Below are 15,875 nucleotides of genomic sequence, written 5' to 3' on the forward strand. Positions count from 1 at the left end.
CCGAGGCTACACTGGCGCCCACTTATGCGGCAGCAACTCCGTAATTTCATTCGCCCGCTGTGTCGGCAAACGAGTCAGTACGTCCTTCAGATACGCATACGGATCATGCCCGTTCATGCGCGCAGACTGGATCAAGCTCATGATCGCCGCCGCCCGTTTGCCGCTGCGTAGCGATCCAGCAAACAACCAGTTCGAACGCCCAAGTGCCCACGGCCGGATCTGATTCTCGACCGGATTATTGTCGATGGGCACAGCCCCATCCTCCACATAGCGCATCAGCGCTACCCAGCGTTTAAGGCTGTAATCCAGGGCTTTAGCCGTCGCTGATCCGTCAGGCACAAGATCGCGCTGGGTCAACATCCAGTCGTGAAGTGCTTTGGCCAATGGTGCTGCTTTTTCTTGCCGGATTCGCCAACGATCCTCGTCACTCATGTCTCGCGCTTGGCGTTCAACCTCGTACAAGCCGCCAATCGAGTGCAGCGCCTGCTCTGCCAACTGGCTTTTATTGGCCACGTGCAGATCGAAAAACTTACGGCGGGCGTGGGCCATGCAGCCGATTTCGGTCATGCCCTTCTCGAAGCCTGCTTTGTAGCCAGCAAAGTCATCGCACACCAGCTTGCCGTTCCATGTACCGAGGAAGTTACGCGCATGCTCACCGGCCCGGCTCGGGCTGAAGTCATAAACCACAGCTTTAATTGCCGAGAACGGTGTGGTGCAGTAAGCCCAGACATAAGCACGGTGAGTTTTCTTCTGTCCGGGCGCAAGCATTTGCACCGGCGTCTCATCGGCATGGACGACTCGCTGTGCCAAGACAGCTTCTCGCAAGGCATCAACCAACGGTTGAAGCTGCACACCGGTCTGCCCAACCCATTGCGCCAGTGTCGAGCGCGGGATCGCTAAACCGGCGCGCCCGAAAATTTTCTCCTGCCGATACAGCGGCAAGTGGTCAGCAAACTTCGCCACCATCACGTGGGCCAGCAGGCCTGCGGTTGGAATGCCCTTGTCGATCACCTGGGCCGGTACCGGCGCCTGGATCAGTGTTTCGCACTGACGGCAGGCCCACTTTCCACGCACGTGTTGTTCGATGGTGAACACGCCTGGCGTGTAGTCGAGCTTCTCGCTGACGTCCTCGCCGATGCGCTGGAGCTGGCAACCGCAGGAGCACTGAGTGTTTTCTGGCTCATGATGAATGACGGTGCGTGGAAACTGTGGCGGCAACGGCGCGCGCTTTGGTTTTTGGCGCACCTCTTCTGGAGCCGGAGCCGGCTGGAGTGCCGTCAGCTCAGCGTCGATTGCCTCAAGATCAGTGTTAAGCAGATCGTCGAGCAAGCTGCCCTGCTCAGGGCTGATCTGCTCGCTGCGCTTGGCAAACAGGTGCCGCTTGAGGAGTGCGATCTCGTGGGTCAACTGCTCGATGATAGTGTCATCGCGGTGGCTCTTTCTGCCCATGGTGTCGACCTTCGACAGCAACTGCGCAGCGAGAACGCGCAGCTGGTCGGGGGTCATTTGGTCGAGGTTGGGCAAGGAAGTCATGCCGTGGACTTTACCAAAGCAGACCGCCTGCGGCAGCAGGCTCAGACGTTAATTACAGCCTTTTTAAAGGATCGTTATTGCACCGCCAGCGCCAACGCGCTGCCAAGGCAGACCAAGTACCAGGGCCTGAAGTTGCTCGGCATCCAGTTCCAGCTCGCTACCTCGTCGAATGCCTGGCCAGTGGAATTTGCCTTGGTTCAACCGCCGAGCCGCTAACCAAACACCAATCCCGTCGTGAACCAGCACTTTCATTCGGTTAGCCCGTCGATTGGCAAAGATATAAGCGCAGTGCGGCTTCGCCGCACCGAACACCGTGATAACTCTGGCCAAGGCGGTCTCGGTGCCGGCGCGCATATCCATGGGCTCGGTGGCGAGCCAGATGGCGTCGATGCGGATCATTGAGTGAGACCACGGATAAAACGGGCGCACCCGTCGGGATCGGCCAGTGGCCACTTCACGGTGAGGTTTTGATGGCCGAAAGGAACGTCGATACTGACGGACATTTGCAGATCGGCCTGGGGTGGGGATGGTAGTTTTATCGGAACAAAAGCGGGCAACGTTGTCGCCTCACAATCACGATAAAGAGGTATCCATTTGCGAACTAGATTCGCGTTGATGCCGTGGCGCAGGGCTACGCTGGCCATCGACATGCCAGGTTGCAGGCATTCCTAGACGATCTGAGCTTTAAAGGGCTTGGGGTAAGAAGTTCTCTGGCGCATGGCAATCCTGATGATAAGGGCGATGGTGTCCACGTATTTTTTAAGTGGAGAACATCGCCCTTATTGCAGGGGGTTGGTAGGTGACTTTGCCGGACGGTTACAGACGTCGACTTGTTGGGAGTAGCGAACCGAATGCTGGCCGCCGGTGACGAGCAAGGCGCCAACGAGCTTATGAAGATCGCATTCTCGTTTCAGGAAACTGAGGACAGGCTGGTGGGGGATGCGGAGGATAATCGATCGGGCTTATTATTAGGTCGGAGGCATAATAATCATGCCTAACATTTATAACTTTGATCAGGCAGTGCTCGGGCGCCAAATTAATAAAATTCAAAAATGTATCGCGCAAATGGAACATGAAGCTGATGTGCTCAAAGGCTGCGGTTTAAATGAGCTAGCAGAAGCCGTTGGCGAGCAAATCGAGAAACTCAAGGTCGCTGTAGAGGATCTTAAAGGCGTGATGCCCACGCTGGGCAGTAGCAGGTGACTTTAATGTTTGGGGCGGTGATTTAACAGCCTTCGTTTTTTGGGATCGAACCCGTCTAAACTTTCAACACACCAATTTTGTCTCGGACGGTAAAAAAAGAGCACTTCGCCTGTTTCAATGACCTCCCAGATAGCAATCCAAGCCCGGCCCCGCACCGGGCTTCTTGTATTTGCCCTCCCCGATCCGAGCCCGCAACATTACTAAGCAAGAATCGTGGACGCTTGCCGAACAAGATCACGCCACTCCGACTCAGAAATGACTTTGTCTCGCTCCAAGGAGTTGGCCATTTCGATGAGAATCGAGTAAAGCTCCTCGTGGTCTATGAACAGTTCAGTTTCTTCAATCATGGAGCGCCAAGCGGCTAACGCTTTTGACTTCCTGTCATTGCTCATCAAAACTCACCCACCGGATTTAATTGACCAACAAGGTATCTCAAGCGTTCCTAGGTGACGAAAAGCGGCGGATCGATTTTGATCATGTACCAAAAGCATGGTAAGAGCTACGTTTGTGTCCATACAAGTCTAACGTTATTTTAGATGGTCTCTAGGAGAAATCAGTTCCCCCTGCTCTCATGCAGACCTATATGGTCAAAGCCGGCTGCTTGAAGCTTAATGCTCAATACAGATATTCGAGAGGCATAGAGTTCCGGGCGCAATCTATCGGTCCAACGTCCCTAAAACTCGCATGGATATGCATCACATCGTCATTTCCAAGAGCCTACCGTCGTAGTACAACCGCTGATGAACCTGGAATATCTCTACGAAATGGCTGGGGTCCTTCGAAATTTCCAGATATCACCGATAGAGATAATGCTTCCTGTCGTTTGCTTCTCCGCTTCCAGACAGCAAACTGGCCGAAGGCAACTGCGGCCAGATAGTACCCAATGCGCTGATAGCGACTAATACCAATTTATGATCGCCAGCTAGCCTGTTTTTAGGCTACATCCTTCCGAGGGTTGGCCTTGGTAGGCACGCAGAATCCCGGATCGAAATTTCGCGAAGGTTGATTAGGCTTTGGTCAGAGTCGAGGGCCGCCTGCGCCTGCTTCGGAAGTCACGAGATTCGCAGGTATCTGCATTTTCGGCGAATCAAAGTGCGGACCTACCCGATACGCCAAGGCTTTCTGCATCGTGTATTTCAACAATTTCAATAACGTAAGCGCGAAACTCCCACAACAGCTGGAAATAGTTCGATCCGTGCTCAGCGGATGGCAAGCTTTCGAACTGCTCGGCGAATTTTTGTTTACGACACACGCGCCTATTGCCATGGATGTCCATGGCTTCGCTATAGACGCTCTCGCCTTCTAGGTTAATTAGTCGCAGAATCCACTTCATACACGCCTCATTCAGGTGATAGCGGCAACTCGCTAGGGTACATTCTTAGCCGCCGCAATACCAAATTGCCATCACCGCATACCTGAACGACAGAGCATCCGACAGAAGGTACCAGGGCACGAGGAAGCCTACTCCTCTATGGATAAGTCGACGGTTTTTAGGTTCAATTCACACAATGGTAAAATACATATCAATGGAAACACATGAATTGCCTGATAAACATAATATAAATTGACGGATACGCTTCTCCATGACTTCGTCTACCGGCGGCCCGGGAAATGTAAAAACAGCACATGCACATCCTAGAGCATGAAATCTAGGAACTGAACGTGCTGCCCAGCAATGCAAGGATTCACTAACCTTGTAGCAGGCAGCCCCTGCTGGAGGCGCACACCATGAACAGCGAGTCTGAGACACTCGCCACCGAGCCTGTAACTATCTGATAAGTAAACCTATTTTCTTATGAGCGAATAGCAAAAATTACTGCTACGCTCATATCAGTGCTCATTTTGGACTAGCACTTACTGAGCTATTTCGTCATAGGTTATCAGCGATCAGGGAGATAAAACTTATTGACTACTATAGCTATAGCGGTTTCATCGGCTCACCACTTGAGGCATCTTCCGAACTCCCCTCAACTCAATAATCGCGATTGATGAGGCCTAGAACTGGCAAACCAACGTGACCATAAACCCCAGGAAAGCTTGTTTCTTTAATAAAAGCTGCCTTTCGATAGATTTTTTTTATTAATGTTGTAGAGTTTATTGCCGATAAGGAAACAATATTAGCAGCACGTCTGCTTTTGCCAATGGAGGCATTATGAATTTTCGTTCCATCAATATCGCTCCGAGATCGGCCCTGTGTTTTGGCATGATCACCATGCTTGTTATTGCCTTAGGGTCGTTTTCATATGTGCAACTCGGCAAGTTAAGAGGAACTGAACAGGATATTGAAACCAATTGGCTTGCAAGCATACGGACTGCTGACGATATACAGATTGCACTGCTAGGCGCCCGACTAGAAAGTATTCGCTTGCTGGCCACCTCTAATCAAGAAGAAAAAATTACAGCCGCACAACAATTAATCGATGCGCAAAACTTACTAAACAAGCAAACAGAATACTATCGAAAAAATTTAATATCAGACAAAGAAGAACTTTCTACATTTAATGAAGCAGCTGCAACCATGGAGAAATATATTGAGGGGCTCAAAACTATAATCGAATTAGACAGAACACAGCATGAGAAAGCTGTGGAATTTGCAAATACAGAACAGCGAGATCGCGCCAACAATTACCAGGTTAAGCTTACTGCACTAAGAGATCACAACGTCAAAGGTGCGGCGACGGCAGGTACTACTGCTACGGCGGTCTACTCACGGAGCCTTACCATTGTCGACTCAGTAATTGGCATCTCATTGATTCTAACAGTCCTACTCGCAACCGCACTCACTCGAAGCATAGTTCGACCAATGAACTCTTCTTTGAAGATGGCAGAAGAAATAGCCGCAGGTGATCTGAGGCTGTCTCTTCAGGTTACAGGAAATGATGAGTCGGCGAGGTTAATGCGAGCGCTTAATACCATGCAAGCCACTTTGCGCGACACTATCGGCGAAATATCGGAAGCTGCCACCCAGCTTAGCACTGCCGCAGTTGAAATGAGTTCAATAACAGAGGGTGCAAGTGTGACCCTTCAGCAACAAAATAGTGAAATCGAGCAGGCTGCTACTGCAGTTACCCAAATGAGCGCTGCAGTGGATGAGGTAGCTCGTAACGCTATTTCCACATCAGAATCAGCTCGTGACTCAAATAAAGCGGCAACGGCTGGTAATGATAAAGTTGATGAGACACTCAAGGCGATGCGGAGTTTAACCGACAGGATTGAGCTCACGTCCGAACAGGTCCAATTATTAGCCGGACAAACGCAAGACATAAGTAAGGTTTTAAGTGTGATTCGAGCGATCGCGGAGCAAACTAATCTTTTAGCACTAAACGCGGCCATTGAAGCTGCTAGAGCTGGTGAACAAGGAAGAGGGTTTGCAGTTGTAGCAGATGAAGTTAGAGCGCTTGCCCATCGCACTCAAACTGCAACTCAAGAAATCGAACAAATGATCTCCAGCATTCAGTCAGGTAGCGCTCAAGCTGTGGAGTCTATGATAAGTAGCACCCATGAAGCCCATAGCACTCGGCAGACAGCTGAAGAAGCTGGCCAGTCGCTTAAAGCTATTACTTCGGCCGTTCGGCTGATTGACGATAGAAATCAACAGATAGCGACTGCATCCGAAGAGCAAGCCCATGTTGCGAGAGAGGTAGATAGAGCCCTAATAAGTATTCGAGAACTTAGTATTCAAAGTAGCGAGGGCACTCATCAGACTCTGCTAGCCAGCAATGAGCTTTCGAGGCTTGCAATATCTCTTAATCAAATGGTTGGTCGTTTCAAAATATAAACCACACCAGCTTTATGGCTCTTAAATTTTAGGTTAATAGCGAAAATCAGCAACATATCTCTAACAGGCACGCAGGGCGATCATCCCTTGGCACCAGTCTTCAGCGATGATGATAGTTCTTCGAACAAGCGGAGAGTCAAGCTGGGGTCTATGGGTTGAAAACCACGCTGATGAATGTGGAAGGCACTTTCAAGTCATTAGCGCCCCCCCCTTGCGTTGAGAACGAACGACGGCCGCACATCATCATCGGCAATGACTATGGCCCAGCAAAGCACTGTTGCACTTGGCGCAAGATAATTTCTTAATGTGTCGTTAATACTTGCTGGGAAACTGCTGGTGACGGGTCAGGCGCTAACCAGTTCCCTGCGATTCAGTAGCTTCCACCTATACCAGGCGATCTTCATCCTCAAGTCGAGCTTGAGCATGTTGTTGAACACGTCGCCAGCGCGAGATCTGCCGGTCGACCGCCTGGTCGTAGTCCAAGGCTGACATTTTGTGTTGCGGGAAATCCTGCACGGAATCCCACGTAGCCTGATCAAGCCGCAGCACGTCGCGGTGCATGGTGTAGCGAAGCTGGCCGTGCAGAATGGACTGAACCACACCAGGGAACACATCAGGCGCAGTATCAGCCGGCAGGCCGATCAACTTCATTGAAGCGTCAAATGCAGCCGCCTTTGCGGTGAGTGATGTCTGAACGTCCTGAAGCGTTCGGCAATTCTGGACAGACTGATCCACCATCGCGCGCATTGATATGCAGTCAACCTGGGCGCCCTTAAGTCGCTCAGCAGCTTGGCCAGGCTTCGTAAACATGGGTCACTGCCTTGCTGGGCGCTTTAGCCCTAGTTGAGCCGCAGGCTGGGCACGCGCCGCCCTGTCGCTGCCCGGCCGGGCCGAACCAGCCGCAATTGTAGTGGTCAACTAATCCCGGACACGACGTTAAGTTTTTCTTCGGCCCGAGCTGGCGCCAGCCCACCGTTGAATTGATGGGGGCGAACCCAGTTGTACCGATGCATCAAGAAGTGGCTGATATCGCGCTGGGCTTCTTGAGCCGTTCTGTAACCCGTGGTCGGTATCCATTCCGTTTTCAAGCTGCGGAACACGCGCTCCATTGGCGCGTTGTCCCAGCAATTTCCCCGGCGACTCATGCTCTGGCGCATTCGATAACGCCACAGCCGCTGGCGAAATAAACGACTCGCATACTGCGACCCTTGATCCGAGTGAAACAGCAGACCCTGAGGCCTTCCTCGTTGTTCGTAAGCCATATCCAGCGCCTTGATAACCAGCTCGGCGTCCGGCTTTTCCGACAACGCCCAGCCCACCACCCGGCGCGTGCAAAGATCCAGCACGACAGCCAGGTAATGCCATTTCCCCTGGGCCCAGATGTAGGTGATGTCGCCGCACCACACCTGATTGGGTGCCGGAACATCGAACTCCCGATTCAAGATGTTCGGGATATCCAACCGGTCAACCGTCGCTCGTTTATAGGCATGAGAACCTGGCTGTTTGCTGACGAGATCCAGTTCACGCATCAGGCTGCGCACTTTGAACCGACCGAGCTGCTCACCATCGTCACGCATCAACGAGAGAATGCTGCGGCTGCCCGCAGCACTGCGACTTTGCGAAAACAACTCGCTCACCCGACTGCGCAACCGAAGCCGTTCGACATCCGGCGTTCGGCGCTTGAGGCGCTGGGCGTAATAACTTGAGCGGTTGATATCAAACACTTTGCACAGCCAATCAACCGGCTCATGGACGCTTAGCTGATCGATCAGCGCGTACGCTCGTGATCTTCCGACATCAAGAGCGTGGTAGCCTTTTTTAATATCGATTTTTCCCGCTCAAGACGGGCGATCCGGGCTTCCAGCTCCTGGATTTTCTGCTGTTCCGGGGTCAGCGCTTTGCTCTGCGGAGTGACGCCTTGGCGCTCCTGCTGAACCTGATCGACCCAGCGGCGCAGGGCCGACTCGCCGACGCCGAGTGAACGGCTGGCTTCGATGTAGCTGTAGTTTTGCTTGAGCACGAGGTCGGCAGCCTCGCGTTTGAATTCAGCAGAAAAGGAACGGCGTTGTTTGGTCATCTGACACCTCGATCTGGCGAGCATTCTCGCCTAAATGGGTGTCCGGTTTCATTAGACCACTACAGTTGGTTTTGGTCTTTGCTACGCCGGTTTGCTTTTGGAAGGCGAATATCTTCTTCGATAGCGCGCGCTGGATGTCGGAAAGCGACTTGGGGAGTTGGCTTTCAAAATCCTTGGCTTCATTTCGAATAGTTTCGGATGATGAAGAAAAAGCGCTTTCTTTGACCTTTCTCAAGGCCGAATACAACGAATCCCCGCTGTAGATTCGACGGTAAAGTGACGAAGCCACAAAAACTCCTTGTTTGTTGGGAGACACCAGCGAACTCTCACCCAACTGCTACAGAGGATCTTCAACCTTCGGGAGACCGCGAAGCCTTAACGGCGATCTTGGTCGCGACCCGTACAGCAACCTCCCAAGAGAGATGGCTGGCGTCTGTCAAACTTGGTTCAGTGCTGTGAGGCGGCTGCACCAGCAAGCAGGCGAGGCATGCCGATGTTAATCAGCCATCCAGCCAAAAGCCATCTATTTGATACGGGAAAGCGATAGGATGAGAATTGGGTTCACACGACTGCTCGCTTAAAAATGTCGCGAACGTGAATGCCACCAATCAGAAACTAGATCTCAATACCAATAGTTGTCTATTGCATAGGCTCGAATGCCATACGGATCGGGCGAAAACAGAACCGGATCGACTGGCTGCTTTTGGCCCAGAGTGTGTAAAAACGCTTCGCCAAAATTAAAGTGTGCGCGTCTACGTTAAATCTGAAATTTATCGGCACGTCAGCAGATGTGGATTTCTCGTAGAAGCGCGATTTCCAGTCCGGTTTTGAGTACCTGTAACGCTGAGAAACGTTTTCACACAGCCTCGGCCGAAAGCAGCCTTTTGCGACTGCTTGCGAATTGCTGACACAGCTGACGGCCTCATGCCTGATGATTACCGACGGCTAACCATTACTAACGGGCGGTCAACCAGTTGGCGTGCCCTGCTTTCATCTGAAACTGTTACCCGACTTGACTCAGTTACACACTTGAAAATTGGTATTTCAGATTGGTGTAACTCAAATAAATCTCCATAAAAACAATAGGACCGCATTATGAATAGATACGAGCCCCGCTCCCCGGTAGCACCAATCCCTCCAGCGAACTTCAGGTGCGCCTCGTGCCGGGGCCCCTGAGGTTTTCATTGAGACACGGGGTCGGAAACCCGCGTGATCGTGTCAGCAGAAAGGTGCCCAGCTTAGTGAACAGGTAAACCGGGTGAACTGCTGTTCACCAGTGCATTTGCCCAATGAATCGGAAAGCCGCCGGGGCCCCTGGGCATTTCGGATAGACACGGGGCATAGAACCCGCGCGTTCGTGTTAGCGGCTGGATTTTTTAAGTTGGTTGACAGGTTGACGTGGTTGACACCCGTCACCATGGTTGACGCAATGGAGGTGTTCACTATACGCAACAAATACAGCCACCTTTACCGAAGCTGTAACGATAGCCCTTTTTCTTCACGATCCTTTCAATTTCAACGATTGAAATTTCAGTAACTTCCGGCACCTCCCACTAACTCGATCCCGCGGGTTTCATGCCCCGTGTGAAGCGAAACCTCTCAGGGTCCCCAGCGTGATTTCCTCTCATCGAGAGGCGGAGCCAGCGAAATTCGCTTGGTAGGCTGGAGCGCAAAGCGCCTGACCACAACACCTGGATGCTGACTTTAGCGTTACACGCACGGGCAGCGTTACATCCGATGTACGCGATGCAGCGTTGCTGTGTAACAGCCGTGAAAGCCAATGAAACCGGGCGTTTGGTGAAGGGCGTTACACTCGTAACACCGGTTACACCAGTTTTTGAGGGGGGCTGGGTGTGTGCTCTCATGCTGCCTTTCCAAATTGGCCCTACAACACATTGTTGGCCTCTAGTGAATCAAGATGGTCGGCATGATTTCTGATCACCAGATGGTGAGGACAGCTGATATGCAATGCCACTGGCTCGAGGTAGATTGACTACCTGACAACACGGCGGGAGAACATCATGGAAGACACCCCTTTGCTTGCTTCATTACTCAAGCGCATGAATGAAAACCAACTGGCCCTGGGGGCAGCTTTCGAGGAGCTGTCAAACTGGGTTGAGCAAAGAGGATCTACAGAAGTGGCACAGAACATTCGAGGGGCACTGGATACCCTGGATGGAAATGCAGGATTCATCACCCTTGCGCTCGCCTCACTGGCGGCAGAAGATCGAGCGAAGAAGTAACTACTCAGCTGGATGGCAACACATCAGCCACCATTTGATGTTGCTTTACCCTACGGGGATACCTCGAAAAAGTGACCAGAAGGAAGCACCGTGTATGCCCACGTGTATGCCTAACCGAAGCACCACCAAACAAACCCAATGAATACGGGCCTATTACTGACCGGTTCAAACGACGCCGGGGCACCAGATACAGATGAAAAAGCCCCAGGTCGAAAGGCCTGGGGCTTTTTTGTGGGCGCAAGATAAGGAAGAAGATGCAAATAAAGTAACAGTTTTATGGCTGACCATAAGTTTCTCGACCAGCAAAGTGAAAGCCCGAGTGACGCCACACATCGAAGGGCGGGCGCTTGTATCGATTTCAAGCAGGAGGGACTTGCACATGCCTAAAGTGATGCACCAATGATCCAGGGTTACCCTAAACCTTGGCAGAGCTACCAGGACCAACTTGAGATATTGATAGCTCGCGGAATGATCGTTACAGAACGATATAACGCCTCACCCACCACTTGATGAAGGTCATCAATCCGTCATCAAGCTGGGGACGACGGCTGAAAGCACTATTGGAGAATGACTTTCCAGACTTGTCCCACCTTGATCTTAATTTGGAGGGCATGGGAGTGGATCACCACTGGCAGGAGCGCGATTGGTAATCGAAAAAATCAAGGCAATAAAAAACCCCTGAGCAATTGCTGCACCGAAGCGCATCAACCGACAGGGGCCGTGTTGCGGATGATTATAAAGGCCGGAAGTTTCTCGTCAACCGCCGGCTGGCGACCTCCACCTCAAGGATTTTTCAACGCCTCCAACCGCGCCGGCAAGTCTTCCTTGGGAAAGCGCTTATGCAACTCCAGCAGCTTCTCATCCGCCGCCTTCGCCTCTCCCGCCTGCCGCAACCGCAGGATTTCCTGCAGCCCCTGCTCCAATGGCGGCAGCACAACAGCCGAGCGCTTGCTCATCTTCGCCACCGGCTCATCCGCCAGCGAACCCGCGACTTCTGCCTGCACCTGCGGTGCGCTATCGGCCTGCGGAGCCACTGAGAATCGAGCCATCGGCGCCGCTGCCGGGGCCGGGCGAGCGAGTTCTTGCGGAGCCGCCGCGTAAGTGCCTGTGGATAACTCCGGCTGCGGCACCGGCGAGCGCGTGACCAAACCAATCATCAGGGCCACACCCGCGACGGTGGCAAATGCCATCTGCCAGCGCGGCCGTTGGCAGGCCTGCAACCAGCGCTGCCACAGGCCGGGTTGCCGCACGGGCGCTTCGCGGTGGGCGGTGGCCAGGATGAACGCGTCGAGGGAAGCCGGCGGCTCGCCGCTGGTGTGTTGACGGAAATGCTCGATCAGCACCTCGTCGTTCGAGTCCTGGGTATGTCGGGAGTCAGTCATGCGGGTACCTCCTCGGCCAGCAGTCGGCGCAGTTTCTGCTGGGCGTAACGCAAGCGGCTTTTTACCGTTTCCAGTGGGGCGCCGGTGAGCGCGGCGATTTGTGGCACTTCCAGCTCGCCATGCAGGCGCAGCAGGAACACTTCGCGCTGGTCTTCGGGCAAGTCTTGCAGTGCGCTGTCCAGGCGCGCCTGGTCGCGGCTCAGGCTCAGCAGTTGCTCTGGCCCGGCGCTGTCGTCGGGCTGGCCGTGAAGCTGCTCATCGTAGCTGTCGTGCAGCGGGTTGTGGATGCCGTGTTTGCGCCAGTGATCGATCAGGCGGTTGCGGGCAATCTGGAATAACCAGGTGCGAAAACTCGCCCGGCCCTGTGGCTCGCTGGTGCTGCGGATCAGGCTGAGCCAGGTGTCCTGGAACACTTCCTCGGCCAGTTCGGCCTTGTTGCTCAAGGACACGAGAAAACGGTACAGGCCCTGTCGATGCCGCGCGTACAGGGCTTCGAACGCTGCACCGTCGCCGCTGCGGTAGCGGGACAGCAGGGCTTCGTCGCTGGGTGAATCCATCAGGTGGCGCACTCCTTTGAGGTGGATCAGTGTTTGGCCGGGGCCTGGAGGCTCTGGGCCAATTCGACCAGTTGCACAAACTCGCTGCGCAAGCCGAAGGGGTCGTCGCCCCGGGCGGAGCGGGCCAGTGCGGCCGTGTCCTTGAAACTCATGGAGCCAGTGTAGCGGCCATCACCCTTGAGTTGCTGGGCGAAGGCGGCCACGGCGGCAGAGAAACGCAGGTCGTCGCTGGGTTCGCCGCTCTGCTGGTTGCTGATCGGGTGTTCGATCAGTCGGCTGTTGCCGCCTTCCGCTGGTTTGTAGCGTACCCGCAACATCGCCAACTCATCAGTTTTACCGTCAGCCTTGGCCGCCGATGCATAGCGCAGTGGCTCCAGCCAACCCTGTTCACCCTTCGGGACAATTTCATACAACGCGGTCACCGTATGCCCGGCACCGATTTCGCCGGCGTCGACCTTGTCGTTGTTGAAATCCTCACGTTTCAAGGCGCGGTTTTCATAGCCGAGCAATCGGTATTCGCTGACCTGCGCCGGATTGAATTCCACTTGCAGCTTCACATCCCGGGCCACCACAGCGAGGGTCGAGCTGAGCTGGTCCACCAGCACCTTGCGGGCTTCGCGCAGGTTGTCGATGTAGGCGTAGTTGCCATCACCGGCATCGGCCAGTTGTTCCATCAGGTGTTCGTTGTAGTTATCCACACCAAAGCCGAGGGTGGTCAGGGACACACCGCTTTTGCGCTGGTCGACGGCCATTTGCTTGAGGCTGTCGAAGTCACTGACGCCCACGTTGAAGTCGCCATCGGTGGCCAGCAGGATGCGGTTGATGCCCTTGTCGATAAACCCTTCGCGGGCCATTTGGTAGGCCATTTCGATACCCGAAGCGCCTGCGGTGGAGCCGCCGGCGGTCAGTTGGTCGATGGCGTTGCGGATCTTGGTTTTGTCCCGGCCCGAGGTGGGCTTGAGCACCACTCGCGATTCGCCGGCATAGACCACCAGCGACACGCGGTCCTGGTCGCGCAATTGGTCCACCAGCAATTTGAGGGTGCTCTTGACCAACGGCAGACCTTCGCGGCGATTCATTGAGCCGGACACGTCGACCAGGAACACCAGGTTAGCCGGTGCCAGGTCCGCCACGGCGCGGTCCGAGGCCTTGATGCCGATGCGCAGCAGTCGGGTGTGGGGGTTCCACGGTGAGGGGGCCACTTCCGTGGTCACACCAAAGGGCGAGCCGTCGGTAGGCAGGGCGTAGTCGTAGGGAAAGTAATTGACCATTTCCTCCAGTCGTACAGCACCCTCGGGCGGCAGGCTGCCTTGGTTGAGGAAACGTCGTACGGTGGCATAGCTGCCGGTGTCGACGTCGACGCTGAACGTGGAAACCGGCGCTTCGGCCACGCTGCGGATCGGGTTGTCCGGAAGGTTCTGATAGTGCTCCCGAGGCTCGGCCTGGTATTGCAGGGCGACGGCGTCGTTCATGACCAACCGCGACGCCATCGGTGCAGGAGCAACCATCCGCTTGACCATGGCCCCCTGAACGCTGGCGGGCTCACTTTGCACCTGCACAACAGGTGCCGATTCAGCAGGCTTGGCCACATCACGGGATGAAGAAAGCCCACACCCGGCGAGCGCCACCAGCAGGGTCACGGCGAAGCCTTGGGCGGCAGGACGCAACAGCAGAACAGGACGGGACATAGTCTGAACCTCGTGAGTGAATGATCCGTTCACAAGGTCAGACGCAAGGAGTGGGTGATTCGGGTTAAAGCAACTTAGCGTGACGGAATATCGCGCAAATCATCGACGATAAAGCGGCTCAACACGCCCGTGTAAAACGGCTCGACGCTGGTGTTGCCGGTATTGCTGACGATCCCGCCGATCGTCTTGTATTGCTGCCATTGGCCAAACAAGCCCGCGGGAACCAGGCTGTCGCGGTCCTTGGCGAAGTGTAATACCTCGGCACCGGCCTTCTTGACCTTGACCAGGTAGTTGAAATCCACACTGGTCAGGACCGTGTTGTCATCAACGAGCACCGTGGCGATCCCGCCCTTCGAATCCTGGAAATGACGGGCGTAGACGACCTTCACATCCAACAGATAGTCGGCGCTTTCCTTGCTGGTGGCGTAGCGCTTGGCCGTGATCAGGCGATTGACCAGGTCGACACCCAGTTGCTCGCGGACTTTGTCATCAGGCAGGAAGCGTGGGTTCTTGCCCACCACGTCAACGTCGAAGGTATCGAGCCAATAGGTGGCGGTCTTGGGAATGTGAACCGGTGCGGGGGAAATGTAGTAAGCCGGCTTGGAGGCGCAGCCAGCCAGAAAGCTGAATGCCAGGAGTAAAGCAACAACGCGCATGTCTGAACTCGTCCCTGAATGATGTCAATTTGACTTCATTTTACGACGTTGCAGGCACCTTTTCGAGTCCTGCTTCATCCGCCCGCCGCCGTAAATACTTATTCGCCGATGGCAACCTTTACAGCGGCGTCGGGCGGCAGCTTAGTTTGCTGTCGCTACCGTTGCGACCGGAACACGCTCATTAGGCGCAGTCACGTCATACACATGCTGCTCACACCCCTTCCCGATAATCACGAACTCCACCAGGTAAACCTTTTGCTTCTCAGGCTTGAAGGTCGAACTCATGGGGCCGCATTCATACACATAGGTTTTGACGAGGCCAACGTAGTTGGCGTTGTAGACCCGAGACTCACCGATCACTTCAAAGGGCTGCCCCGGGTCAGCCTGCACTTCCAACTGCGGGAAGCGTTTGGCGACGGCGCTGTTGCCCACTTCGCTCATCTTGGCGATCCAGCCAAATACCTTGCCGCGACCGGAATCAACCACCGTCCCGAGGATTTCCGGGCGCTGGTCCACATCGGAACTACGGCGTACGGAGAACTGCACCGGGTAGGTGAAACCGGTTGCCTTCATGATGACCTTGGCGTGTTCGGCGTCCACCTCGACCTTTTTTTGCTGCAACTGAACGCCGTCCGTCAGCAGGCTTGGCGAGGAGTTCCTGGCAGTGGAGTGGCAGCCGGCCAAGGCCAGGGCGAGGATTAGGAGTGAGGTCTTTTTCATGGGTAACTTCCTTGAACACAATTAAAAATCTGGCTCGG

General features: G+C 54.3%; 14 protein-coding genes and 2 pseudogenes. 4 read left to right on the plus strand and 12 right to left on the minus strand.

What is annotated here, in order from left to right:
* Positions 1-6: 6 nt before the first annotated feature.
* The 3 genes from tnpC to ACUN0G_RS12005 all read right to left on the minus strand — a co-directional run bounded on the left by tnpC (position 7) and on the right by ACUN0G_RS12005 (position 2,177).
* Positions 7-1,533: an IS66 family transposase gene (gene tnpC, locus ACUN0G_RS11995; protein ID WP_445573519.1), complete on the minus strand. Its 1,527-nt coding sequence runs from the start codon at positions 1,531-1,533 to the stop codon at positions 7-9.
* Between the two features lie 63 nt (positions 1,534-1,596).
* Positions 1,597-1,932 (minus strand): IS66 family insertion sequence element accessory protein TnpB, encoded by a 336-nt coding sequence (gene tnpB, locus ACUN0G_RS12000; protein WP_445573520.1) that lies wholly within the window; start codon positions 1,930-1,932, stop codon positions 1,597-1,599.
* Positions 1,929-2,177, minus strand: coding sequence for a hypothetical protein (locus ACUN0G_RS12005; protein WP_445573521.1), 249 nt, complete (start codon positions 2,175-2,177; stop codon positions 1,929-1,931). The genes tnpB and ACUN0G_RS12005 overlap by 4 nt, the downstream gene beginning before the upstream one ends.
* A gap of 346 nt (positions 2,178-2,523) precedes the next feature.
* On the opposite strand from ACUN0G_RS12005, the gene ACUN0G_RS12010 reads away from it, so the two are divergent.
* The gene (locus ACUN0G_RS12010; protein WP_445573522.1) at positions 2,524-2,736 is read left to right on the plus strand and encodes a hypothetical protein; all 213 of its coding nucleotides are present in this window, start codon (positions 2,524-2,526) and stop codon (positions 2,734-2,736) included.
* 1,087 nt (positions 2,737-3,823) lie between these two features.
* On the opposite strand, the gene ACUN0G_RS12015 is transcribed toward ACUN0G_RS12010, so the two are convergent.
* Positions 3,824-4,069, minus strand: a complete 246-nt coding sequence (locus ACUN0G_RS12015; protein WP_445573523.1) for a hypothetical protein — start codon at positions 4,067-4,069, stop codon at positions 3,824-3,826.
* An 879-nt stretch (positions 4,070-4,948) separates the two neighbouring features.
* Between ACUN0G_RS12015 and ACUN0G_RS12020 the strand changes: the two are divergent.
* Positions 4,949-5,611 (plus strand): annotated as a pseudogene (locus ACUN0G_RS12020) (MCP four helix bundle domain-containing protein); the annotation flags it as partial.
* 303 nt (positions 5,612-5,914) lie between these two features.
* Positions 5,915-6,514: pseudogene (locus ACUN0G_RS12025) on the plus strand (methyl-accepting chemotaxis protein); the annotation flags it as partial.
* 384 nt (positions 6,515-6,898) lie between these two features.
* Here ACUN0G_RS12025 and ACUN0G_RS12030 read toward each other — a convergent pair.
* The 3 genes from ACUN0G_RS12030 to ACUN0G_RS12040 all read right to left on the minus strand — a co-directional run bounded on the left by ACUN0G_RS12030 (position 6,899) and on the right by ACUN0G_RS12040 (position 8,880).
* The gene (locus tag ACUN0G_RS12030) at positions 6,899-7,324 is read right to left on the minus strand and encodes a hypothetical protein (protein WP_445573524.1); all 426 of its coding nucleotides are present in this window, start codon (positions 7,322-7,324) and stop codon (positions 6,899-6,901) included.
* A gap of 104 nt (positions 7,325-7,428) precedes the next feature.
* Positions 7,429-8,591 (minus strand): IS3 family transposase gene (locus ACUN0G_RS12035; RefSeq protein ID WP_445573525.1). Its coding sequence is split into 2 segments (ribosomal slippage): positions 7,429-8,336 and positions 8,336-8,591, totalling 1,164 coding nucleotides; the frame shifts between segments, so codons are not numbered across the junction.
* Positions 8,560-8,880, minus strand: a complete 321-nt coding sequence (locus tag ACUN0G_RS12040; RefSeq protein WP_445573526.1) for a hypothetical protein — start codon at positions 8,878-8,880, stop codon at positions 8,560-8,562. Before ACUN0G_RS12040 ends, ACUN0G_RS12035 begins: the two co-directional genes overlap by 32 nt.
* Positions 8,881-10,612: 1,732 nt before the next feature.
* Here ACUN0G_RS12040 and ACUN0G_RS12045 point away from each other — a divergent pair.
* Positions 10,613-10,834 (plus strand): hypothetical protein, encoded by a 222-nt coding sequence (locus ACUN0G_RS12045; protein WP_445573527.1) that lies wholly within the window; start codon positions 10,613-10,615, stop codon positions 10,832-10,834.
* 782 nt (positions 10,835-11,616) lie between these two features.
* Here the strand turns inward: ACUN0G_RS12045 and ACUN0G_RS12050 are convergent.
* From ACUN0G_RS12050 to ACUN0G_RS12070, 5 genes are all read right to left on the minus strand, one after another.
* Complete coding sequence (locus ACUN0G_RS12050) at positions 11,617-12,216, minus strand: hypothetical protein (RefSeq protein WP_445573528.1); 600 nt, start codon at positions 12,214-12,216, stop codon at positions 11,617-11,619.
* Positions 12,213-12,773: an RNA polymerase sigma factor gene (locus ACUN0G_RS12055; RefSeq protein ID WP_003218160.1), complete on the minus strand. Its 561-nt coding sequence runs from the start codon at positions 12,771-12,773 to the stop codon at positions 12,213-12,215. Before ACUN0G_RS12055 ends, ACUN0G_RS12050 begins: the two co-directional genes overlap by 4 nt.
* A gap of 26 nt (positions 12,774-12,799) precedes the next feature.
* Entirely contained in the window at positions 12,800-14,461 is a 1,662-nt protein-coding gene (locus ACUN0G_RS12060) for a vWA domain-containing protein (RefSeq protein WP_445573529.1), read from the minus strand.
* A gap of 74 nt (positions 14,462-14,535) precedes the next feature.
* Positions 14,536-15,117 (minus strand): hypothetical protein, encoded by a 582-nt coding sequence (locus tag ACUN0G_RS12065; protein WP_177069512.1) that lies wholly within the window; start codon positions 15,115-15,117, stop codon positions 14,536-14,538.
* A gap of 141 nt (positions 15,118-15,258) precedes the next feature.
* Positions 15,259-15,837, minus strand: coding sequence for a hypothetical protein (locus ACUN0G_RS12070; protein WP_445573530.1), 579 nt, complete (start codon positions 15,835-15,837; stop codon positions 15,259-15,261).
* Positions 15,838-15,875: the final 38 nt, after the last annotated feature.

This window comes from Pseudomonas sp. 32A, from assembly GCF_052682255.1.

Excerpts from the sequence above, each read along its gene's own strand:
- ACUN0G_RS12005 (WP_445573521.1), bottom strand. The coding sequence starts at position 2,177 with ATGGCCAGCGTAGCCCTGCGCCACGGCATCAACGCGAATCTAGTTCGC.
- tnpC (WP_445573519.1), bottom strand. The coding sequence starts at position 1,533 with ATGACTTCCTTGCCCAACCTCGACCAAATGACCCCCGACCAGCTGCGC.
- ACUN0G_RS12060 (WP_445573529.1), bottom strand. The coding sequence starts at position 14,461 with ATGTCCCGTCCTGTTCTGCTGTTGCGTCCTGCCGCCCAAGGCTTCGCC.
- ACUN0G_RS12050 (WP_445573528.1), bottom strand. The coding sequence starts at position 12,216 with ATGACTGACTCCCGACATACCCAGGACTCGAACGACGAGGTGCTGATC.
- ACUN0G_RS12055 (WP_003218160.1), bottom strand. The coding sequence starts at position 12,773 with ATGGATTCACCCAGCGACGAAGCCCTGCTGTCCCGCTACCGCAGCGGC.
- ACUN0G_RS12065 (WP_177069512.1), bottom strand. The coding sequence starts at position 15,117 with ATGCGCGTTGTTGCTTTACTCCTGGCATTCAGCTTTCTGGCTGGCTGC.
- ACUN0G_RS12045 (WP_445573527.1), top strand. The coding sequence starts at position 10,613 with ATGGAAGACACCCCTTTGCTTGCTTCATTACTCAAGCGCATGAATGAA.
- ACUN0G_RS12010 (WP_445573522.1), top strand. The coding sequence starts at position 2,524 with ATGCCTAACATTTATAACTTTGATCAGGCAGTGCTCGGGCGCCAAATT.
- ACUN0G_RS12030 (WP_445573524.1), bottom strand. The coding sequence starts at position 7,324 with ATGTTTACGAAGCCTGGCCAAGCTGCTGAGCGACTTAAGGGCGCCCAG.
- ACUN0G_RS12070 (WP_445573530.1), bottom strand. The coding sequence starts at position 15,837 with ATGAAAAAGACCTCACTCCTAATCCTCGCCCTGGCCTTGGCCGGCTGC.
- tnpB (WP_445573520.1), bottom strand. The coding sequence starts at position 1,932 with ATGATCCGCATCGACGCCATCTGGCTCGCCACCGAGCCCATGGATATG.
- ACUN0G_RS12015 (WP_445573523.1), bottom strand. The coding sequence starts at position 4,069 with ATGAAGTGGATTCTGCGACTAATTAACCTAGAAGGCGAGAGCGTCTAT.